The sequence below is a fragment of the Marinobacter sp. genome, assembly GCF_965229985.1.
Lineage (GTDB): Bacteria > Pseudomonadota > Gammaproteobacteria > Pseudomonadales > Oleiphilaceae > Marinobacter.
Genome location: NZ_OZ245935.1, coordinates 2,054,536 through 2,075,349, shown reverse-complemented (window position 1 = coordinate 2,075,349; position 20,814 = coordinate 2,054,536). Strand labels below are relative to the sequence as shown.

Sequence of the window (20,814 nt, the reverse complement as noted above, 5' to 3'; positions counted from 1 at the left end):
ATGCTGAAGTTATCCCTGGGGCCGATCCTGTGGTTCTGGTCCAGGCAGACCGTTTTCGATTTCTATGTCAATGCCGCCGAGTGGCCGGTGGATACCATCTATCTGGGGGAGGTGGTGTGTTCTCGCCGGCGGGAACTGAAACCGGATGACTGGCTGGATCTGGCCCGTGATCTGAACGCCTGTGGCAAGAATGTGGTGCTCTCCACGCTCACGCTGATTGAGTCGGAGGCCGATTTGCGTCGCCTGCGCCGGTTCTGTGAGCAGGATGAATTCCGGGTAGAGGCCAACGATCAGAGCGCCCTGCAGGTAGCCATCCGGAACAGGATTCCGTTTATTACCGGTCCCTCAATGAACATCTACAACACCGCTACCCTGAAAATCCTGGCAAAGCAGGGCTTACAGGGCTGGAACCTGCCGGTGGAACTGGGCAAGGAAACCCTCGAGCAGCTGATCAAGGAGCTGCAGCAGGAAGGACTGGATCTTCCCGCCGAAGTGTTTTCCTGGGGCTTCCTGCCCCTGGCCTGGTCCTCCCGATGCTTTACCGCGCGCCATTACAACCTGCCCAAGGACAACTGCGAGTTCCGCTGCCTGCAGCATCCGGACGGCATGGAGTTGCGCTCCCGGGAAAACCAGGAGCTGTTTCGCATCAACGGCATTTCCACCCTGTCTGGTTCCCGTTATGACCTGATGCGGGAGTTGCCGGCTATGGAACGTATGGGGGTAAGCACCGTGCGCCTGAGCCCGGAACATCTGGGCATGGAGGAGGTGGTCAGACGCTTTGACAGGGTGCGCCGGGGCGACATGCCGGCCACCGACCCGCTGCAGCTGGTGGAGGCACCACCCTGCAACGGGTACTGGTATGGCAAGCCGGGGATGGACCTGATTAAACCATGAATCACGGCCCGGGAGACGCACCCCGCGTGCTCATTCAGGGCGTAGTGTTTCTCGCCCAACCCAGATCCTCAAGGATTGTATAAAGCGCGGGCAGCACTACCAGTACCAGAACAGTGGATACCAGCAGACCAAACACTACGGAGATCACCAGTGGAATCACCGCCATGGCCTGTGTGCTGGTTTCGGTGAGCAGAGGCAGCAGGCCGGCTACGGTGGTGCTGGTGGTGATCATGATGGCCCGGAATCGGTTCCGGCTGGCATCCCCGGCGGCTTCGGCAGTGGTCCTGCCCTGTTCCCGGTAACTCTTTATGAACTGTACCAGCAGGATGGCATTGTTGACCACAATGCCAGCCAGAGACGCCGCGCCGATTATCGAGGGCATGGAAAGGTTGTAGCCCATGATCAGGTGGCCCCAGACCGCACCCATGAAAGCCACCGGAATCGACAGCATCACGATGAGCGGCTCCAGATAGCTGCGGAACTGGAATGAGAGGATCAGGAAAATGCCCAGCAAGCCAATCAACAGGCCTTGGGCGATGGACTGGCCGGTTTCCCGGGAGCGGGCGGTCTGGCCCTCTACCTGAAGAGTGAGTTCGGGCCATCGTTCGCGAAGCTCTGGAAACGCATGATTCTGAAGGTCGGTAACGATGGCATCGGCATTGGTCTGACGGCCGTTCACATCCGCCGATACTGTCACAGTGCGCAGACCATCAATGCGGGTAACCTGGGCCCACTGGCGTTCTTCGGTGATGTCGGCTACCTCTCGTAGCGGGATCATCTGGCCGGTCTTGCCGGCAATAACAGTATCTTCCAGGAACGCCCGGGTGGAGCGTTCGGCCCGGTTCTGGCGGACCAGAATTTCGATGTGCTGGTCGTCTATCTGAACTGTATCGACAATATCGCCCAGCAGTGCGGTGCGGATCTGTCTGGCGACATCGCTGGCGGTCAAGCCCAGGGGCAGGGCGCTGTCTTTGAGTTTCAATGTGCGCTGGGGTTTGCCGGGCCGCAGGTCCTCCAGCACGTTGAAGGTGCCGGTGTACTGGGCCACCGCATTACCCATAAAACGGGCCGCTTCTTTTAGCTGATCCAGGTCGCTGCCCTGCAACCGGATCTCGATCGGAGTGCCCGCCGGGCCGAATCCCGGTTCCTGAATATTCAGAGCAATCAGGCCGGGGATATCGCCGATTTCCTGGTACCAGCGGTTGGTCAGGGTGGCCAGATCGACGGTACGGTTTTCCGCTGTGAGCAGGTCGGCCATCACCGTGGCCACATGAGCGCCTTTCTCGCCGGCACCTGCGTGCTGGTTGAAACGGGTCTGGACGTTGCGCACCAGTGCCTGGCCGTCAGGCTGCTGTGGGGTGTATTCCTCGTTGAGTCTGAGCATGGCTGCGGAAATCCGGTTGGTGATTTCGCGGGTCCGGTGCAGTGGAGTGCCCTGGGGCATCAGCAACCGGGCTTCCAGTACATCACCGTCGATTTCCGGCATGGCCTCCATGCGCACGTGGCCGCCCGCCATCAGGCCGACGGACCCCAGCAGAATGATCAGCACCCCGGCTAACACTCCGTAGCGAAAGCGGATGGCTGTGTCAGCCAGTTGCCCCACCTTTTCCCGGCTTGCTTCAAAGACCCGGTCAAACCGAGCGCGAAAGCGGGAAGCGGGTTTGTCCCGGCCTTGGCCCAAACCACTCTTCAGGTGATGAGGCAGAATCCAGAAGGCTTCGATCAACGAGGCGGCCAGGGCTGCAATAAGCACTACCGGCAAAACCTCCAGTACCGAACCAAGCTCGCCGGCCAGAAACGCGAGGGGCAAAAACACCGAGACGGTAGTCAGAAACGAGGACAACACGCCCGGGAGGATTTCCAGGGTGCCCTGGGCGGCGGCTTGAAGCGGAGTAGCGCCTTCGGAGGCATGACGGGCGATGTTCTCGGTGACCACCACCGAATCGTCCATCACGATGCCGATGGCCATCAGTAGTGCCACCAGGGTGATCATGTTCAGGGACAGCCCGGCCAGGGCCATCATCACGAAGGCGCCGGCAAAGGCCGCGGGCAGCCCGAACAGCGCCCAGAATGCCAGCCGGGGCCGGAAGAACAGGGCCATTACCAGCCCCACCAGTACCAGTCCGGTAACCCCGTTGCCGACCAGCATCTGCAGGCGGTCCTTGACGATGGAGGTCATATCCTGGGTGATCTCAAGGTTTACCGTTCCACCTCGCCGGGCGGTTTCTTCAGTAATGAACGCCTGCAGCGCGCCCATTACCCTTAGGGCATCTTCATCCCGGTTTTTGTGGATTTCCAGAATGATCGCCTGCTGGCCATTGAACTCGACCCGCTCCTCCCTCCGTTCATAAGTTTCAGACAGTGTGGCGATATCGCCAAGGGTGAGCACGGCTCCGGGCTGACTGCCGAGTACAGGCAGGCTGGCAAGTGTTTGCAGCGAGCGCCGCTCATCCACAAAACGGAGCTGGATATCCTGGCTGTGGGTCTCCAGGGTGCCCAGGGGCATGTCGACGTTCTGACTGCTGATGGCCCGGGCGATATCCTGAACGCCCAAACCATACTGCCGCAAGCGATCCCGGGATATCTCCACTTGCCACTGGCGCTGGGACAGGCCAACCGGTACCACATTGGCAACGCCTTCGATGGCAAACAGGTGGTCTTCCAACTGCCTGGTGTAGCTTTCCAGGTGGACGAAACTCATGGGGCCAGTGACCGCGATAGCAGCGACCAGGTCGGTGCGATAAAGCTCCCGGATGATCGGGTCTTCGGCTTCCTCCGGCAGGTCGGTGAGGGCCTCGATTTCCGTGCGGATGTCGTCCAGAAACTGGCCCATGTCGCCACCGGGCTCCATGCTGGCAATGGTCTGAGCCTGGTTTTCCCGGGCCGTGCAGCGGATCTCCTGCATGTGCTCTACCTGCTGCAGGGCTTCACCCAGGCGCTGGCAAATGGCTTCCTCCACGTCGGCCGCTGTAGCACCCCGGTATTCGATGGTGATGCTGACTTCCGGCGGCAAGTAGTCCGGAAAGGTTTCCCGGGTAAGGTTGGGGGCGGCAAACAGGCCGGCGGCCAGCATCAGAATCAGCAGCAGGTTGGCTGCCGTGGGATGCCCCGCGAACCAGCGGATCATGGTTGGTCTCCCGGGGCCAGCAAGGTGCCGTCTATGGCGGGCACAAGATCATCCAGCACCAGTAATTCCCCGGGCGCCAAGCCTTCGCTGATCACAGTCTTGTCTCCTTGTTGCCAGGAGATCGAGACCTCCCTGCGCTGCAGTCGATTGTCCTCATCAACAAGGTACACCACACCCTGGTGGACGGCGCTGGCCGGGATCACGATAACCGGCTCGGGAGTAGGAGCGGCAATCGTGGCCTGCACAAACATGTTTCGAACCAGCGGTGGGCGGGCCGGCGGATTGGCGTTGCGATAAGGCTCTTCCACCAAAACTACCACCTGAACCGTGCGTGTCGCCGGGTCGAGACTGCTGGTCACCCGGGTAAGTTCTCCGGGCCAGTGCGCATCCGGCACATTGGTGGGCATCACCCGGATGTCCAGGTCACCCAGAGGTATCTTTTCATGAAAATCGGTGAAGTGGTTGGTTGTGCCGGCGCCAGGGTCCGGCAGGCTGCCGTCCGACAGTTGAGATAACACCCGGCGCAGTTCCTCCACTTCCAGCTGCACTTTCGCCTCGGCCCGGGCTATGTTGTCGGCAATGAACAGGGGCCGGCCCGGGCTGACGTGCTGGCCGTTGTCGATATCGGCCTTATGTACCCGGAGATCCCAGGGCGCTTCAAAGCGGGTGTCTTTCAGGTCTTCCAGGGCACCGGCCAGGACCGACTCCGCCCTGGCCTTGCGGGCTTCCAGGGTATCCCGCCTCACCGGAATCAGGTTCAACTGGTTACTCAGGCTCTGAACCGCCTGTTCCTGCTGCAGGGTCGCCAGCTGCTGCTCGTCATACCGAGTTTCGGATAGGGCGCCCCTCGCGGCCAGGGTTCTTGCCCGGTCCAGTTCCCGCCTTGCCAGCGTCAGCCGGCGTTCCTCCAGCTTGAGTGATTCTCTGGTATTGCGCTCCTCTTGCTCAATTTGTCGCAGTTCAGCTTCTATGCCGGTCAGGTCCGCTCTGGCAGCTGCTGCGGCCAGCTCATAGCGGGTGGGATCGATCTGGAGCAGCCGGGTACCCGCGGCGATCAGGTTACCGCTTTCCAGATCAGGATGTTTCCAGATAACCCGCCCACCAACATTGGCCACTGCATTCCAGCTTTGGGCCGGCAGCACCTGACCGTAGCCCCGGGCTTCGATGCGGAACACTCGGGGTGTTACCTCGAGAGTCCGCACCGGGGTCGCGGCCGTCTGTGCCTCAATCCGTTCTGGCGGTTGTTTCAGACTTACCATGATCACGACAAAGACGATGCCGACGATCAACGCCAGGCCCAGAGCCAGTTTATTTTTCCGGGTCATCTGACATCCCCCGAAAGCTGGCGCTGTAGAGCTTGAAGATTCGAGGTGCCGCTTGCTCCAGAGTATTAATTTCGCCACTGACCATGGCCTGAACCACCAGCCCCTGAATGGCTCCGAGGTACAGCACCGCCGCAGCCTCGGTATCGATATCGGAAGTAATGAGACCTTGTTGTATACCGAGGTCCAATAACCCGATCACCTTCTTCCGGTAGCGTGCGAGAGTCTGGCGGATGATGTTTTTAGCAGGGCCGTTGCCGGGCTTCTGCAACTCCCCCAGCATCAGGCGAGGAATGCCCGGATGCCGGGCAATAAAGCCTACGTGGGCCAGGAACATGGCTTCGAGTGCCTGGTCCGCCTGCTGATGTTGGTCAGCGGCACTGAAGACCTCCCGCGTAATCTGCCCTGACACCCAGCCGGCCACCGATTCCCATAACCGGCTCTTGTTGGGGAAATGCTTGAACAGCGCTCCCTGCGAGAGTCCAATTTCATTGGCAATCCGGGCCGTAGTGAGGGTGGCAGGATCCTGCTCGGCGCAAAGCTGGATGACTGCCTCAATGGTGGAGGATTGGCGCAGTTCTGTGTTTTGGTAGGCGCGTTTGGTTTTTTCGTTGATCGTCGGCATAGGCTTCAGGGAAAGAAAGTAATTAATTACTTTATTCTGGGTTATGATGCCTGAGAAAGCAAGGTGGGTGCTGCATCCTGACGGTCAGGCCATTTTTTGAATTTCTGGATGTTCGGGATAGGCTGGAAGATGCACACATTCAGGGTGGAGCATATCTTTGAATATCCAACTGAAACGCGCTTACGAAGCAGCAGAACGCTCAGATGGCCCACGGGTGCTTGTTGACCGTATCTGGCCTCGGGGATTGGCCAAAGAAGATGCGGATATAGCCCACTGGCTGAAGGGGCTGGCGCCGTCAACTGAACTGCGAAAGTGGTTCGGTCACGATCCGGATAAATGGCCGGAGTTTCGGGAGCGGTACCTTGAAGAGCTGACATCAGGTGATGCCGGCGAGGATCTTGAGGCGCTCAAGAAACTGCTTGAGCAAAATGACTCCATAACGCTAGTGTTTGCGGCCAAAGACACCGAGCATAACAACGCGGTGGCGCTCCGGGACTTTATTCTGAAGGACAGCCTTTAGGGCGGAAGTTCCGAAAAGTAAGCTGCCACTCCAGGCTATCGAGCAGGTTCTTCAGCCCCAGGCCCAGCTCGGTGTCGCCTTCAATAACCAGCCGACGCTGGAAAAACAACTGGTCGGGGTCCTGTCGACGTTCCGCCAGGGTTCTGAAGGCGGTCAGCGAGCCGCGGATGGTTGCTTCGCCGGCGCCATCGATCACCCGGAGTCGCCCGGCCCAGAAGCCAATGGTGATACCGGGTTGTCCGCCATTCACCTCCAGACGAATACGTCGGCCTTCGAAGTCATCGAATTCTCCATCATCGATTGCCTGGGCAAAAATGCGATTAAGCGGCGCTTCTGCAGCCAGCTGCTTCAGGGGCACCGGGATTCGGCGATCAATAGCGCCTAGCATGGGCACGGGGGAGGGCAGGTACTCCCGAAGGACCGAAAGCGTTTGCCCCACGAGGGGAGAGTTCAGGGAGGTGATGGAAGCTAGTGGAAAAGCCATGCTTTACTCCGGGCGGTCAGTAACCGGCCTAGAGTAAAGCAAAGTGCTCTGGAACGATTTGATATAACTCAGCCCTTGTGCAGGCCTTCTTCCACGGCCCAGACGGCCACTTCCACCCGTGAGCGCAGGTTCAGTTTCTTCAGCAGGTGTTTCACATGGACCTTGACGGTGCCGTCGCTGATGTCGAGCTTGCGGCCAATCATCTTGTTCGAGAGGCCCTCGGCAATCAGGCGCAGAATATCCTTTTCCCGTGGTGTCAGGCTGTCGAAATCCGGGCGTGATGCCTGTTGGGGCTTGTTGGAGCGTAAAGCCTCGGCCAGCAGGGTGGTCAGTCGGTCACTGATCACCATTTTGCCGACCGCCGCCTGATGGAGCTGGGTGATCATGTCTTCCGGCTCCATGTCCTTCAGCAGGTAGCCGTCTGCACCGGCCCGGAGTGCCGCTACAACATCGTCTTCCTGATCCGACACGGTGAACATCACAATGCGGGAGCTGATGTTCTGTTCCCGTAGTTTCTTCAGGGCCTCAATGCCGTCCATCTCGGGCATGTTCAGGTCCATCAGGATCAGGTCGGGCTCCAGTTCAGTGGCCAGCCGAATGCCGTCGGCGGCGTTGCTGGCCTCCCCGGCCACGACCATATCGTCTTCCATGTCGATCAGCTGTTTGATGCCCTGGCGAAGAAGCGGGTGGTCGTCGATCAACAGAATACTTGCGGGTGACTCAGACATCGGGTTCTCTCTTGTTGTCAGGCGTTTGATGCTTCTGTGGGAATCAGGTTTCGGCTTTTGGGAACAAATCCCAGGGTGACTTCCACGCCCCCTTCATCCCGGTTGCTTACCTCGACCTTACCGCCCAGGGTTCGGGCGCGGTCCTGCATGATGATCAGGCCGTAATGGTTGACGGGCTGGTCGCTACCGGGCAGGCCCTTGCCATTATCCCGGATTCGTACCCGTACTTGCGGTGATTCGAACAGAACATCCACGGTTATGTCCGTGGCATCTGCGTGTTTGACCGCGTTGGCAAGGCCTTCTCTCACAATCTGCAGGGTATGGATCTCTTCATTTGGTGACAGCGTCTGGGGCGGCAAATTGTACTGTAGCTCAACCGGCTTACCCAGGCGCTCGGAAAACTCTTCAATGGTTTTTTGCAGGGCAGTAGCAAGATCCGGCGTGTCCAGCTTCAGCCGGAAGGTGGCCAGTAACTCCCGAAGCTGGCGGTAGGCGCTGTTCAGGCCGGCGCTCAGTTCATCGAGAATGGCCTCGTGGATTTCCTGCTGCTCGCCTTCGATGTTAAGGCGGCGCAACCGGGCAACCTGCATTTTCAGGTACGACAGTGACTGGGCCAGGGAATCATGCAGTTCACGGGCGATCACGGTACGTTCTTCAGCAAGGGTCTGCTGCTGTTCCTCGGTAATCTGCCGTTCCAGGAAAATGGCGGTGGCCAGCTGGTCGCTGAGGGTTTCCAGCAATCGTCTGGAAGTTTTTGATAGGCCTTCTTCGGCCGGGTACCAGACTTCCAGCGTGCCCAGCAGCTGACCGGGGGTCCGAATCGGGAGCAGGAGCCGACGGCCGTCGTTGGATTCCACGGGCAGCTCGTCATAGGCCTCAGGCGTCACCAGGCAGGCATTGCAGTGGTGATCACGGCAGTAGAAGGGCCGCTCTCGGCTGGCGGTCGTGATTGCTTGAATTGGCTCCGAGGATTCCTTGTCATGGAGATAGAGACGGATCGGGCCAATGCCCAGTAGCTGCTCAAGCTCCTGAAGCATGGGGATCGCCCCATTGCACAGATCGTGTTTGGCAAACAGGTCCCGGCTGGCTGAGTGCAGGAGCTGAAGGGCCGCGTGGCTCCTTTCCAGCTCTTCCGTTTTCAGTCGGGCCCTTTCTTCCAGCTCGTGGTAAGTCAGAGCCAGCTCGCTGGTCATCTGGTCAAAGGCCTGGCCAAGCTGTGCCAGCTCGTCGGAGCCGCTCAGGTTGGCCTTGCGGGAAAAGTCCTGATCGCCCACCGCGATGGCGATACTGACCAGTTTACGCAGTGGGCGCAAAATACGATTTTTCAGATCAATGAACAGCGCCACGATGATAAGAATGGAGAAAGCCAGGCTGATGATCTGAATCAGGTGCAGCAGGTCAATACGGGCTTCGGTTCGCTGTTCCAGCATCTTCACCAGCTGGTCTACGTTATCAACGTATTGCTGTGTTGAGGCAAGCATGGCCCCTGAAACAGGCGTGCCCTGTTTGTGTTCCTGCAGGGCAGGCCGAAGCATGGTTTCCCAGGATTCCAGAATGATCTGGTACTGGGCGGCGAGCGGATGGTCGGGGCTCTCTGGGATGGCGTTGGTAATGCTGGCGTCAGCCAACTTGGTCTCGTAGCCGTCCAGCATCTTCATGACCGAGTCCTCCCCGGTCTCTGGAACGGCAGGCCCCGCGCTCCGGGCAAGCAACTGGAAGGCCCCCATGCGCAGGGCGCCCGCCAAATTGATCGCGGTGGCATTGCCTTCGATGCTTTTGGACACCGCAAGCGTGGTCGCCATGCTGACAAGGGCTGTCACCACCACTGCGCCAACGACGATGGCGATTCGGTTTACAAGCGGGCTTCTGGATTTCATTCGATCTCGTGCGCATCAATGCGTTTGGCGGGGCAGAGTGAATTATGCCTCGCACCAGGATTCCGTGATACCTCCTTGAGGATAGTCAATTACCCCAATGGTTGGTAACCCATCATAATCTTTGACCCTTTTATGATCAAAAGATGAAACTGAAAAACAGGTTTCCAGAAGAGCGACAGCAATGAAGTCCGAAACGGATCGTGCAGATGACCGGCTGGCGTCATTGGCAGTGGTACTGCCTTTGGCGGTAGCGGGATTTGTTGTTGCTGCCGGGTGCTGGACTCTGTTTGCGGTGGCCGGAGTCCATCTGCGTTCGGAACTGGATCTCAGCAACTTGCAGTTTGGATTTCTGCTGGCGATGCCGATGGCGGTTGGCGCGGCGCTGGCGGTTCCTGCTGGCCTGGCGGCGCAGAAATTCGGCGCCCGCCGGATCATGCTGGTCTGTCTGGCCGGGCTCGCAGCCTGCATGGTTATACTCCTGACCACCGATACCTTCCCCGGGTACCTGATTGCCGCCGGCGGACTTGGGCTGGCGGGTGGATTTTACAGTGCCGGGCTGCAGTTCGTGACAGGGCACTGTGAATCCAAACGCCTTGGCCTTGTGCTGGGAGTTTTTGGTGCCGGTGTGACCGGTGCGGGATTCAATTACTACCTGGTACCACTTTTCCATGAGGCCTTTTCCTGGCACGGGGTGCCGTTGGCCTATTTGATCGTCCTAGTGCTGGTGCTTGCGCTGTTGGTCATGCTCACCGATCCGGAAGACGCCGAGGCGGACCCGACTGCCGAAACGTCAGTCCGGGTGCTGTTGCACCGCATGCAGACGAAGCGGGCCGGTCAGCTTTGTGGCTATTTTGGCGTTGTCGCCGGCAGCTTCTTTGCGTTGGCTTTGTGGCTGCCGGATTATCTGTCCTCGCAGTTTGACCTGCCAGTGGACTCCGGCGCGCGGCTGGCTCAATGGTTTGTTATTCCCGGAGCCCTGGCCCAGATCGTGGGAGGCGGGTTTTCCGATCGATTCGGCAGTGCAAGGGTTGTCAGTCGCGCACTGATGGTCTGTCTGATGGCGCTGTTTGTTTTGTCTTACCCACCTATGACCCTGTTTATCCAGGGCGTTGACGCCACAATCCGCGTTGAATTTGCCCTGCCCATGCAAGTAGAGGGTGTGTTTGTCGTTACCCTCGGGCTGGCCATGGGCTGCACCATGGGCAGCCTCCAGCGGCTGGTTATTGTTGAGAATCGTTCGGTGGCGGCCTTTATTGCCGGGCTGCTTCTGGTGAGCGCCTGTTCGGTAGCCTTTGTGCTGCCGGTGATTTTCAGCAGCGTTAACCACTGGCTGGGTATCCGCAGTGCGGTCTTCATGATCCTCTTTCTGCTGCTGCTTGGCTGTCTTTTCCTGTTTGCCCGGGAAAGCCGCCGGCACGAGCGTGAACACCTTCTCCACCCGGGGATATAAGCCGCCTACCACCAGGGTGGTAGAAACGGGTTATGAGGTAGTAACCACGCAGATTTCGCGGTTTTTCTCACACACAATGGTCTCAAATCGGAGAAACGATCCGGCAGACGGAGAGAGAGACCATGAGTCATTTGATCGATAAACTGAATTACTTCAGGAAGAAGCGCGAGCCGTTCTCCAACGGCCATGGCGAAACCCACGAAGTCAGTCGCGAATGGGAAGACAGCTACCGCCAGCGCTGGCAGCACGACAAGATCGTGCGTTCCACCCACGGCGTAAACTGCACCGGCTCCTGCAGCTGGAAAATTTACGTCAAGAACGGCCTGGTTACCTGGGAAACCCAGCAAACCGATTATCCCCGTACCCGTCCGGATCTGCCCAACCACGAGCCACGCGGCTGCCCACGTGGTGCCAGCTATTCTTGGTACATGTACAGTGCCAACCGCCTGAAGTACCCGTTGATGCGCAAGCATCTGATGAAGCTTTGGCGTGCCGCGCGCATGCAGTTTAATGACCCGGTGGAAGCCTGGGCTTCTATCGTGGAAGACCCCAAGAAAACCGCTGAGTACAAGCCCCGCCGTGGTATGGGCGGATTCGTGCGCTCCAGCTGGGACGAAGTCAACGAGCTGATTGGCGCCTCCAACGTCTATACCGCCAAAAAGCATGGCCCGGACCGCATCATCGGCTTCTCGCCGATTCCCGCCATGTCCATGGTTTCCTACGCTGCCGGCAGCCGTTACCTGTCCATGATCGGCGGCGTGTGCATGAGCTTCTATGACTGGTACTGCGACCTGCCGCCGGCCTCACCCCAGACCTGGGGTGAGCAGACCGATGTGCCGGAATCCGCCGACTGGTACAACTCCGGCTACATCATTGCCTGGGGCTCCAACGTGCCCCAGACTCGTACTCCGGACGCTCACTTCTTCACCGAGGTGCGTTACAAGGGCACCAAGACCGTCGCCATTACTCCGGACTACGCCGAAGTCTCCAAGCTGTCCGACGAGTGGATGAACCCCAAGCAGGGTACCGACGCGGCTCTCGGCATGGCCATGGGCCACGTGATCCTGAAAGAGTTCCACGTCGACAAGCCCAGCGAGTACTTCACCGACTATGTACGTCGCTACACCGACATGCCGTACCTGGTCATGCTGGAAGAGAAAGACGACGGCAGCTTCGTGCCTGGCCGCTTCCTGCGCGCCAGTGACCTGGTGGACGGTCTGGGTGAAGAGAACAACCCCGAGTGGAAAACCATCGCCATTGATGAAGCTTCCGGTGAGCTGACTGCGCCTAACGGCTCTATTGGCTATCGCTGGGGAGAGAAGGGTAAGTGGAACCTGAAGCAGACCGCCAAGGGCTCCGACGTCAACCTGCAGCTGTCCATGGTCGAGAAGCACGACGACGTTGTGGACGTTGCCTTCCCGTACTTCGGTGGTATCGAGCACGATCACTTCAAGCACGTGGAAATCAAGGACATCCTCAAGCACAAGCTGGGCACCCGCAAGGTGCAGCTGGCGGATGGCTCCGAAGGTCGCGTGGTCACCGTCTATGACCTTATGGTCGCCAACTACGGTATCAGCCGTGGTCTGGGCGAGGATGACGGCGCCACCTCCTATGATGAAGTGAAGCCGTATACCCCTGCCTGGCAGGAAAAGATCACTGGCGTTCCTGCAGACAAAGTAATCCGCATTGCCCGCGAGTTCGCGGACAACGCTGACAAGACCAAAGGCCGTTCCATGGTCATCGTCGGTGCCGGTATGAACCACTGGTACCACATGGACATGAACTACCGTGGCCTGATCAACATGCTGATCATGTGTGGCTGTATCGGACAGAGCGGCGGTGGCTGGGCCCACTACGTTGGCCAGGAGAAGCTGCGCCCGCAGACCGGCTGGCAACCGCTGGCATTCGGTCTGGACTGGCAGCGTCCGCCCCGGCACATGAACTCAACGTCCTTCTTCTACGCGCACTCAGGGCAGTGGCGCTACGAGAAGCTGGGTGTCGACGAGATCCTGTCGCCGCTGGCGGACAAGTCCAAATTCGGTGGCAGCCTGATCGATTACAACGTTCGTGCCGAGCGCATGGGCTGGTTGCCGTCTGCCCCCCAGCTGAACCGCAACCCCCTGGGTATTGCCGCAGAAGCTGAAAAGGCGGGCATGGAAGTGGCTGACTACGTGGCGCAATCCATGAAAGACGGCTCCCTCGCCTTTGCCAGTGAGGATCCGGAAGCAACCCAGAACCATCCGCGCAATATGTTTATCTGGCGCTCCAACCTGCTGGGCTCTTCCGGCAAGGGCCACGAGTACATGCTCAAGTACCTGCTAGGTACCAAAAGCGGTCTGCAGGGCAAGGATCTGGGCCACGAGGGCGGTGCCAAACCGAAAGAGGTCAAATGGCATGACGAGGCGCCGGAAGGCAAGCTCGACCTGCTGGTGACCCTGGACTTCCGCATGTCCACGACCTGTCTGTATTCCGATATCGTTCTCCCGACGGCCACCTGGTACGAGAAGAACGATCTGAATACCTCGGACATGCACCCGTTCATCCACCCGCTGACTGCAGCCACCGATCCGGCCTGGGAAGCGCGCAGTGACTGGGAAATCTACAAGGGCATTGCCAAGGCGTTCTCCAAGGCGACCGAAGGTCATCTGGGCGTCGAGAAAGACGTGGTCACCCTGCCGCTGCTGCACGACGCGCCGGCCGAGCTGGGCCAGCCATTCGATGTGAAGGACTGGAAGCGTGGTGAATGCGACCTGATCCCGGGCAAAACCGCGCCCAACTTCATCACCGTTGAGCGGGATTACCCGAATACCTACGCACGTTTCACCTCGCTCGGGCCGCTGCTGGACAAGCTGGGTAATGGTGGCAAGGGCATCAACTGGAATACCGAGAAAGAAGTGAAGTTCCTGGGTGAGCTGAACTACAAGCACATTGACGGAGCCAATGCAGGCCGTCCGAAGATCGAGAGTGCTATTGATGCCGCAGAAGTGATCCTCACCCTGGCCCCGGAAACCAATGGTCAGGTGGCGGTAAAAGCCTGGGCGGCATTGTCCGAGTTTACCGGCCTGGATCACACCCATCTGGCAAAGAACAAGGAAGAGGAAAAAATCCGCTTCCGGGACATCGTGGCGCAGCCGCGCAAGATCATCTCCAGCCCGACCTGGTCTGGCCTGGAAGACGAGCACGTGTCCTACAACGCCGGATACACCAACGTCCATGAGCTGATCCCCTGGCGCACCCTGACCGGTCGTCAGCAGTTCTACCAGGATCATGAGTGGATGCGTGCCTTCGGTGAGAGCCTGCTGGTGTATCGCCCGCCGATCAACACCAAAACCGTGAGCCACATGATCAATCAGCGCAGCAACGGCAATGCCGAGAAAGCGCTGAACTGGATCACACCGCACCAGAAGTGGGGTATTCACAGCACCTACAGCGACAACCTGCTGATGCTGACCCTGTCCCGCGGTGGCCCGATCGTGTGGCTGAGTGAGGATGATGCCAAAGAACTGGCCATCGAGGACAACGACTGGATCGAACTGTTCAACGCCAACGGTGCGATTGCAGCCCGGGCGGTGGTCAGCCAGCGCGTGATGCCGGGCATGGTGATGATGTACCACGCCCAGGAGCGGATCGTGAACATTCCGGGCTCGGAAATCACCGGTACCCGTGGCGGTATCCACAACTCGGTCACCCGGGTGTGTCCGAAGCCGACCCACATGATCGGCGGTTACGCCCAGTATTCCTACGGCTTCAACTACTACGGCACCGTAGGTTCCAACCGCGACGAATTCGTGGTGGTTCGCAAGATGCACAACGTCGACTGGCTCGACGGTGAAGGCAATGACACTGTTCAGGAGGCTGTAAAATGAAGATCCGTTCCCAAGTCGGCATGGTGCTGAACCTGGACAAGTGCATCGGTTGCCACACCTGTTCAGTAACCTGCAAAAACGTATGGACCAGCCGTGAAGGCATGGAATACGCCTGGTTCAACAACGTCGAGACCAAGCCCGGTATCGGCTACCCGAAAGAGTGGGAGAACCAGGACAAATGGAAGGGCGGCTGGATGCGTGACAGCTCCGGCAAGATCCGCCCGAAGATCGGTGGCCGCTTCCGAGTACTGGCGAACATATTCGCCAACCCGGACCTGCCCCAGATCGACGACTACTACGAGCCGTTCGATTTCGATTATCAGCACCTGCATACCGCCGGCGACATGAAGCACCAGCCGGTGGCCAGGCCACGCTCGCTGATTTCCGGCCAGCGCATGCAGAAAATCGAATGGGGCCCGAACTGGGAAGAGATTCTCGGTACCGAGTTCGCCAAGCGCCGCAAGGACAAGAACTTTGACCAGGTGCAGGCGGATATCTACGGCCAGTTCGAAAACACCTTCATGATGTACCTGCCGCGCCTGTGCGAGCACTGCCTGAACCCGGCGTGTGTTGCCAGCTGCCCGAGTGGTGCCATCTACAAGCGTGAGGAAGACGGCATCGTCCTGATCGACCAGGACAAGTGCCGTGGCTGGCGGATGTGTGTCTCCGGCTGCCCCTACAAGAAGATCTACTTCAACTGGAAAACCGGCAAGTCCGAGAAGTGCATTTTCTGCTACCCGCGGATCGAAGCCGGCATGCCGACCGTGTGCTCCGAAACCTGTGTCGGTCGGATTCGCTACCTCGGTGTGCTGCTGTACGACGCAGACCGCATCGAGGAAGTGGCCAGCGCCCCGGGCGAGCATGAGCTCTATGAAAAGCAGCTGGAAATCTTCCTGGACCCGTTCGATCCGAAAGTGATCGAGCAGGCGAAGAAAGATGGCATTCCGATGAACGTGATCGAAGCTGCCCAGCAGAGCCCGGTGTACAAGATGGCGGTGGACTGGAAACTGGCCCTGCCGCTGCACCCGGAATACCGCACCCTGCCCATGGTCTGGTACGTGCCGCCCCTGAGCCCGATCCAGTCCGCAGCGGAAGCCGGCAAGGTCGAATTCGACGGCATACTGCCCAAGATCGAAAGCCTGCGGATCCCGGTGAAGTACCTGGCCAACCTGCTCACCGCTGGTGATGAGAAGCCGATTGTCCGGGCCCTCAAGCGGATCATGGCCATGCGCCTGTACAAGCGTGCCGAGACAGTTGAAGGCAAGGAAGACCTGCGCGCCCTTGAGGAAGCCGGTCTGACCAAGGCCCAGGCGGACGAAATGTATCGCTACCTGGCCATCGCCAACTATGAGGACCGCTTCGTGATTCCCACCAGCCACCGCGAGCTGGCGAAAGAAGCCTTCCCCGATGCCACCGCCCACGGTGAGCGCAACGGCTGCGGGTTCAGCTTCGGTGAAGGCTGCAACGGCGACAGTAAATTCAACATGTTTGGTGGCCGCAAGCAGACCACCAGCATGGTTCAGAAGCTGTCGACCGTGAAGCAGGTTGACCCGAAACAGCTGCAGGAATAAGGAGGCCGCGATGCAACTTTTAAAAGTACTGGCACGGGTGCTTGAGTACCCGACCGAAGAACTCCAGGCCTCCAAAGACGCCCTCATTGCAGCTGTCCTCGAGGACAGCCGGCTGCCGAGGCAGAACAAGGAGCAACTGCTGCGCTGTGTGGAAATGGTCTGCGATGGCGACCTTCTGGACGTGCAGGAAAACTACGTCGGCATGTTCGACAAAGGCCGGGCCACGTCCCTGCTGCTGTTCGAACACGTGCACGGGGAATCCCGGGATCGTGGCCAGGCCATGGTGGACCTGATGGAGGAATATCGCAGCAACGGTCTGGAAATCGACGCCAGGGAACTGCCGGACTACCTGCCACTGTTCCTGGAATACCTCTCCACCCGACCCTGGGACGAGATCCGGAACTGGCTGGAGGACATCCACCACATCCTGGGCTTGCTGGGTGAGCGTCTGTACCAGCGGGAAAGCTTCTATCACGTGGTGATGGACTCGCTGCTGACCCTCTCCGGGCGTGCGGCAAACCGCCAGGAGCTGGCCCGGATCGTCGCCTCGGAAGAACGCGACGACACCCCGGAGGCTCTGGACAAAGTCTGGGAAGAGGAAATGGTGAAGTTTGTTGATGATCAGGGCAGCTCCTGCAGTACCGGCAGTGTTGTAGGCCAACGCCGCCGGGAACTGGAACAGACCCAGACCATTCACCTGAGTGATCAGCTGATGACGGACGCAACACCCCGTCAGGCAGGGCGCGCCTGAGGGCGCAGGAGGAAACGGAAATGATGTCCTATCTCAATACACTGTTGTTCGGGGTTTATCCCTACATTGCTATCGCGATCCTCGTGATCGGCACCTGGGCCCGTTACGATCAGGGCCAGTTCACCTGGAAAGCCCATTCCAGCCAGATGTTGCGCAAGAAAAACATGGTGATGGCCAGCGTGCTGTTCCACGTCGGCGTACTGGTGATCTTCTTCGGCCATCTGGTGGGCCTGCTGACCCCGCACGCGCTCTATGAGCCATTCATGACCCCTGGCACCAAGCAGGTGATGGCAATCGTGGTGGGCGGAATCGCCGGCGTGATGGCGATTGTCGGCGGCGGTATGCTCGCATGGCGCCGGCTGACCGACCCGCGCGTTAAGGCCAGCAGCACCTTTGCGGACAACATGATCATCGTCATCCTGGTCATCCAGCTGGCACTTGGCCTGCTGACCATTCTGCCCACCATGGGCCACCTGGATGGCAGCACCATGCTCAAGTTCTCCGCCTGGGCCCAGGGTATTGTCACTCTCCAAGGCGGCGTGGCCGGCTACATTGCCGACGTGCACTGGATCTACAAGACCCACATCTTCCTGGGCCTGACCATCTTCGTGCTCTTCCCGTTCACCCGCCTGGTGCACATGCTCAGCGTGCCGGTGGAGTATTTTGGGCGGAAGTACCAGGTGGTTCGCAAGCGGGCCTGATGACACTGAAAACGGGGTCAGATGAAAGCGTTCATCTGACCCCATGTTCACTGAGGTTATTCTTATGCAACTCATCCCCGTCGGCGAAGCCGAAAAACCCAGAAACCAGTTCCCGCCGGTCTACGTAGGTGAAACCCTCATCGGCGAAGACGACATCGCGCGGGAAATGCAGCATCACCCGGCCGAAGAAGTGGCCGAAGCCTGGCACGACGCTGCCAGAAGCCTTGTCATACGCGAGCTCCTCCTGCAACAGGCCAGCCGCCTCAAGCTCGACGACATCGCCGACGAAGAAGACCGCATCGCCCGGGTGCTGGAACTCGAACTCAACGTCCCGGACCCCACTGAACAGGACTGCGAACGCTTCTATAACGCCAACCCGGCCCGCTTCCGCAGCCCAACGCTGATGGCCGTCAGCCACATCCTCCTCGCCGCCGCCCCGGACGACGTCCAGGAACGCATCCGCCAGGAAGAAGCCGGCCAACAGTTGCTGTCGTCCCTCATCGACGGCCGCTCCCAGTTCGCCGAACTGGCCAAACAATACTCCGCCTGCGAATCCCGCCACCAGGGCGGCAGCCTCGGCCAGATCAGCAAAGGCCAGACCGTGGAAGAATTCGAACGTCCCGTCCTGTCCCTGGAAGAAGGCCTTAACCCGGAACTGATCGAAACTCGCTACGGCTGGCACATCGTCCGCGTTGATCAACGAATCGACGGCCAGCAGCTCCCGTATGAACACGTCAAACCCCAGATTAGGCAGTACCTGAGCGAGAGCGTAACCCGACGGGCATTCCGTCAGTACCTGCAGGTTCTGGCAGCGGAAACCGGGGTAGAAGGAGTAGATCTCGAGCTGCCCGACTCGCCACTAATGCAGTAAGCAGGATGATCTGAAGGTTAACTCTTCGGTTTGGAGGATGGTGGGCCGATTAGCTTTCCAAAACTGTGCGGAGCCATGGATGGCGGAGCCCCAGCGTCACAGGGATGTGCCGCAAGGAGCGTGTTTTGGAAAGCTAATCGGCCCACCATCCTGTGCTCCCAAGTCTAAGTTTTAGTCCCCGAATAGTTAGCAAAAAAACACTTTGAGTTAGGTCAATTACTCCCGAATAACCCCCAAACTACCCCCATGGGGGGAGCGATTTTCACCCCGTATCCTTCTACTATTTAAATCATGATTTCGAATGCATGATATGCAGAGAGGATACACCAATGGCACTGACCCAAACGGCCGAAACCCGCTACACCAAACCCGTGCTCGTCGCCATCAATAAACCCTTTGACGACGAAGACGGCCTTCAGGCCCTGCGCAGCCATCCACTGTTCTCGGAACTCAATGGCAAAGACCTGCAGCACCTGATCCATCAATCCCGAAGAATCCGCCTTGGCCATCACCAGTTGCTCTATCGCCAGGACATGCCGGCGCACCATTTCTTCTTTGTGATCTCCGGCCGCCTGCGTCTTTACCGCCTGGACTCCTCCGGCATCGACCGGACCCTCGATAGCATCGCTCCAGGCGACTGCTTCGCCGAAGTCATGATCTACGCTGATCCGCCACGCTACGCCTGCTACGCCGAGGCGCTGAAATCCAGCGAAGTTCTGATGATCCCCGTCAAGGCCTACCAGGACATGCTGGAAAGCAACCCGAAATACGCCCAGGCAGCCCTGCGGCATTATGCCAAACGCGCGGTTTCCCGGTTCCATGACCTGGAAATCATGACCGTGCAGAACGCCCGTGACCGCCTGATCCGCTACCTGATCGACCTGCTACCCAACGGCGCGGAAGAGGGTGGAGAGGTGGAGTTGCCACTACCCAAGTGCCTGGTAGCCTCCAGGCTTGCCATGCAGCCGGAAACCTTCTCCCGGATTCTGGCGGATCTGAAAGCCAACGGCCTGGTTCGGGTTAACCGAAGCCGATTGTTTATTTCAGACCCCCAGCGCCTGATTGAGATCAGCCAGTAACTGACCACATTCAAGCCTCCAGGCTTTTTGGAAAGGAGGATACGTGACCGCGAGAAAGCAACGTCCACTGATCTACTCATGTTCCGGCTGCTCTGATGTGGCGCAGCTGGCCAACAATGTGGCAGTAAGGCTGGACCATGCCGGCGATTTCGAGATGTCCTGCATCTCCGGCGTCGGCGGCAAGGTGCCGTCCCTGGTGAAAACCGCCAGATCCGGTCGCCCGATCACCGTTATTGATGGCTGCCCGTTGCACTGTGCCCGGGCCTGCCTCGAGAACATCGGTGTGGAGCCTGATGAGCATGTCCGGCTCTACGACTTCGGCTTCAAGAAACATTATGGACAGAGCTACGGCGAACACGCCGTGGAAGAAGTCTGCGACGAAGTTCGCAGGCTCACCTCGTCCGACCAGCTCATTGCCCGCCAGGCGTAATCCGCAGCGGCCCGGTACCAGTAAGGATTCACCAAGATGATCAGCAGTTACAGTGACCTGATTCAGGCCTCCCACAGCCAGCAGGAACCCCAGCGTCTACTATTCGTGTTTTGCCGTGCGGAGTTGCCGGATGAGGCCTCCCCGGAAGAAAAAGCCGCTTTTGAGCGCGGCGAAGGCGGCGCCCTGACGCCGGTGGTCTGCGTCGACAAAACACCTGATGAAGCACCGGATTTCGATGTCCTGCACGAAGAATCCCGTGCCACCGGCCAAGCCTGGGATGTGGTGTTCGTTGCCGCCATGTCCGGCCGCGGGGGTACGCCTCCATCCACTGATGAAGCGCAGCAGCCACTGACCATGATGGTGGAGTCTATCCGCCTCGGTCATATCAGTAATTACCTCCCGCTCGATTCAAACGGAAACGCTGTCAGTCTGGGCTGACAGCGTGTACCTGACCGAACCATCAGCCAGGTGTATTCAATAAGAGGTATTTGATTTTCCTCTAATTTGCCTAGGCTTAA

General features: G+C 59.0%; 17 protein-coding genes. 11 read left to right on the top strand and 6 right to left on the bottom strand.

Annotated features, from left to right (window positions below; genetic code table 11):
* Window positions 1–894, top strand: coding sequence for a U32 family peptidase (locus tag ACO06L_RS09520; RefSeq protein ID WP_202347864.1), 894 nt, complete (start codon window positions 1–3; stop codon window positions 892–894).
* A 34-nt stretch (window positions 895–928) separates the two neighbouring features.
* Here ACO06L_RS09520 and ACO06L_RS09515 read toward each other — a convergent pair whose 3' ends face one another.
* Genes ACO06L_RS09515 through ACO06L_RS09505 form a run of 3 tightly spaced genes read right to left on the bottom strand, consistent with a single transcriptional unit; the run spans window position 929 to window position 5,968 of the window.
* Window positions 929–4,021 (bottom strand): efflux RND transporter permease subunit, encoded by a 3,093-nt coding sequence (locus ACO06L_RS09515; protein ID WP_202347863.1) that lies wholly within the window; start codon window positions 4,019–4,021, stop codon window positions 929–931.
* Window positions 4,018–5,346: an efflux RND transporter periplasmic adaptor subunit gene (locus ACO06L_RS09510; protein ID WP_202347862.1), complete on the bottom strand. Its 1,329-nt coding sequence runs from the start codon at window positions 5,344–5,346 to the stop codon at window positions 4,018–4,020. Before ACO06L_RS09510 ends, ACO06L_RS09515 begins: the two co-directional genes overlap by 4 nt.
* Window positions 5,330–5,968: a TetR/AcrR family transcriptional regulator gene (locus tag ACO06L_RS09505; RefSeq protein ID WP_202347861.1), complete on the bottom strand. Its 639-nt coding sequence runs from the start codon at window positions 5,966–5,968 to the stop codon at window positions 5,330–5,332. The genes ACO06L_RS09510 and ACO06L_RS09505 overlap by 17 nt, the downstream gene beginning before the upstream one ends.
* 157 nt (window positions 5,969–6,125) lie before the next feature.
* On the opposite strand from ACO06L_RS09505, the gene ACO06L_RS09500 reads away from it, so the two are divergent.
* A complete protein-coding gene (locus tag ACO06L_RS09500) occupies window positions 6,126–6,488 on the top strand; it encodes a DUF488 domain-containing protein (RefSeq protein WP_064227710.1) in 363 nt (120 codons plus the stop codon).
* Here ACO06L_RS09500 and ubiT read toward each other — a convergent pair.
* From ubiT to ACO06L_RS09485, 3 genes are all read right to left on the bottom strand, one after another.
* The gene (gene ubiT / locus ACO06L_RS09495; protein WP_227716023.1) at window positions 6,466–6,972 is read right to left on the bottom strand and encodes a ubiquinone anaerobic biosynthesis accessory factor UbiT; all 507 of its coding nucleotides are present in this window, start codon (window positions 6,970–6,972) and stop codon (window positions 6,466–6,468) included. The genes ACO06L_RS09500 and ubiT overlap by 23 nt on opposite strands.
* A 68-nt stretch (window positions 6,973–7,040) precedes the next feature.
* Window positions 7,041–7,700, bottom strand: coding sequence for a two-component system response regulator NarL (narL, locus tag ACO06L_RS09490; RefSeq protein WP_062781167.1), 660 nt, complete (start codon window positions 7,698–7,700; stop codon window positions 7,041–7,043).
* A 17-nt stretch (window positions 7,701–7,717) separates the two neighbouring features.
* The gene (locus tag ACO06L_RS09485) at window positions 7,718–9,577 is read right to left on the bottom strand and encodes an ATP-binding protein (RefSeq protein WP_202347860.1); all 1,860 of its coding nucleotides are present in this window, start codon (window positions 9,575–9,577) and stop codon (window positions 7,718–7,720) included.
* Window positions 9,578–9,758: 181 nt separating this feature from the next.
* Here ACO06L_RS09485 and ACO06L_RS09480 point away from each other — a divergent pair, with 181 nt between their 5' ends.
* From ACO06L_RS09480 to ACO06L_RS09440, 9 genes are all read left to right on the top strand, one after another.
* Window positions 9,759–11,027 carry an MFS transporter gene (locus tag ACO06L_RS09480; protein ID WP_202347859.1) on the top strand — a complete coding sequence of 423 codons (1,269 nt, stop codon included), beginning with the start codon at window positions 9,759–9,761 and terminating at the stop codon, window positions 11,025–11,027.
* 122 nt (window positions 11,028–11,149) lie between these two features.
* Entirely contained in the window at window positions 11,150–14,893 is a 3,744-nt protein-coding gene (locus ACO06L_RS09475) for a nitrate reductase subunit alpha (protein ID WP_202347858.1), read from the top strand.
* Entirely contained in the window at window positions 14,890–16,464 is a 1,575-nt protein-coding gene (gene narH, locus ACO06L_RS09470) for a nitrate reductase subunit beta (RefSeq protein ID WP_064227622.1), read from the top strand. The genes ACO06L_RS09475 and narH overlap by 4 nt, the downstream gene beginning before the upstream one ends.
* Before the next feature lie 10 nt (window positions 16,465–16,474).
* Window positions 16,475–17,215 (top strand): nitrate reductase molybdenum cofactor assembly chaperone, encoded by a 741-nt coding sequence (gene narJ, locus ACO06L_RS09465; RefSeq protein WP_064227623.1) that lies wholly within the window; start codon window positions 16,475–16,477, stop codon window positions 17,213–17,215.
* A 23-nt stretch (window positions 17,216–17,238) separates the two neighbouring features.
* On the top strand, window positions 17,239–17,916 hold the full coding sequence (gene narI, locus ACO06L_RS09460) for a respiratory nitrate reductase subunit gamma (protein WP_064227712.1): 678 nt from the start codon (window positions 17,239–17,241) through the stop codon (window positions 17,914–17,916).
* A 64-nt stretch (window positions 17,917–17,980) separates the two neighbouring features.
* Complete coding sequence (locus tag ACO06L_RS09455; protein ID WP_202347857.1) at window positions 17,981–18,787, top strand: peptidylprolyl isomerase; 807 nt, start codon at window positions 17,981–17,983, stop codon at window positions 18,785–18,787.
* A gap of 329 nt (window positions 18,788–19,116) precedes the next feature.
* Complete coding sequence (locus tag ACO06L_RS09450; protein ID WP_064227624.1) at window positions 19,117–19,866, top strand: Crp/Fnr family transcriptional regulator; 750 nt, start codon at window positions 19,117–19,119, stop codon at window positions 19,864–19,866.
* A gap of 43 nt (window positions 19,867–19,909) precedes the next feature.
* Window positions 19,910–20,296 carry a putative zinc-binding protein gene (locus tag ACO06L_RS09445; RefSeq protein WP_202347856.1) on the top strand — a complete coding sequence of 129 codons (387 nt, stop codon included), beginning with the start codon at window positions 19,910–19,912 and terminating at the stop codon, window positions 20,294–20,296.
* A gap of 36 nt (window positions 20,297–20,332) precedes the next feature.
* Complete coding sequence (locus ACO06L_RS09440; RefSeq protein WP_064227626.1) at window positions 20,333–20,734, top strand: hypothetical protein; 402 nt, start codon at window positions 20,333–20,335, stop codon at window positions 20,732–20,734.
* The last annotated feature ends 80 nt before the right edge of the window (window positions 20,735–20,814 follow it).

What these genes read in the sequence shown, in the direction of transcription:
- ACO06L_RS09520 (WP_202347864.1), top strand. Translation starts at nt 1, where the DNA reads ATGCTGAAGTTATCCCTGGGGCCGATCCTGTGGTTCTGGTCCAGGCAG.
- ACO06L_RS09515 (WP_202347863.1), bottom strand. Translation starts at nt 4,021, where the DNA reads ATGATCCGCTGGTTCGCGGGGCATCCCACGGCAGCCAACCTGCTGCTG.
- ACO06L_RS09510 (WP_202347862.1), bottom strand. Translation starts at nt 5,346, where the DNA reads ATGACCCGGAAAAATAAACTGGCTCTGGGCCTGGCGTTGATCGTCGGC.
- ACO06L_RS09505 (WP_202347861.1), bottom strand. Translation starts at nt 5,968, where the DNA reads ATGCCGACGATCAACGAAAAAACCAAACGCGCCTACCAAAACACAGAA.
- ubiT (WP_227716023.1), bottom strand. Translation starts at nt 6,972, where the DNA reads ATGGCTTTTCCACTAGCTTCCATCACCTCCCTGAACTCTCCCCTCGTG.
- narL (WP_062781167.1), bottom strand. Translation starts at nt 7,700, where the DNA reads ATGTCTGAGTCACCCGCAAGTATTCTGTTGATCGACGACCACCCGCTT.
- ACO06L_RS09485 (WP_202347860.1), bottom strand. Translation starts at nt 9,577, where the DNA reads ATGAAATCCAGAAGCCCGCTTGTAAACCGAATCGCCATCGTCGTTGGC.
- ACO06L_RS09480 (WP_202347859.1), top strand. Translation starts at nt 9,759, where the DNA reads ATGAAGTCCGAAACGGATCGTGCAGATGACCGGCTGGCGTCATTGGCA.
- ACO06L_RS09475 (WP_202347858.1), top strand. Translation starts at nt 11,150, where the DNA reads ATGAGTCATTTGATCGATAAACTGAATTACTTCAGGAAGAAGCGCGAG.
- narH (WP_064227622.1), top strand. Translation starts at nt 14,890, where the DNA reads ATGAAGATCCGTTCCCAAGTCGGCATGGTGCTGAACCTGGACAAGTGC.
- narJ (WP_064227623.1), top strand. Translation starts at nt 16,475, where the DNA reads ATGCAACTTTTAAAAGTACTGGCACGGGTGCTTGAGTACCCGACCGAA.
- narI (WP_064227712.1), top strand. Translation starts at nt 17,239, where the DNA reads ATGTCCTATCTCAATACACTGTTGTTCGGGGTTTATCCCTACATTGCT.
- ACO06L_RS09455 (WP_202347857.1), top strand. Translation starts at nt 17,981, where the DNA reads ATGCAACTCATCCCCGTCGGCGAAGCCGAAAAACCCAGAAACCAGTTC.
- ACO06L_RS09450 (WP_064227624.1), top strand. Translation starts at nt 19,117, where the DNA reads ATGGCACTGACCCAAACGGCCGAAACCCGCTACACCAAACCCGTGCTC.
- ACO06L_RS09440 (WP_064227626.1), top strand. Translation starts at nt 20,333, where the DNA reads ATGATCAGCAGTTACAGTGACCTGATTCAGGCCTCCCACAGCCAGCAG.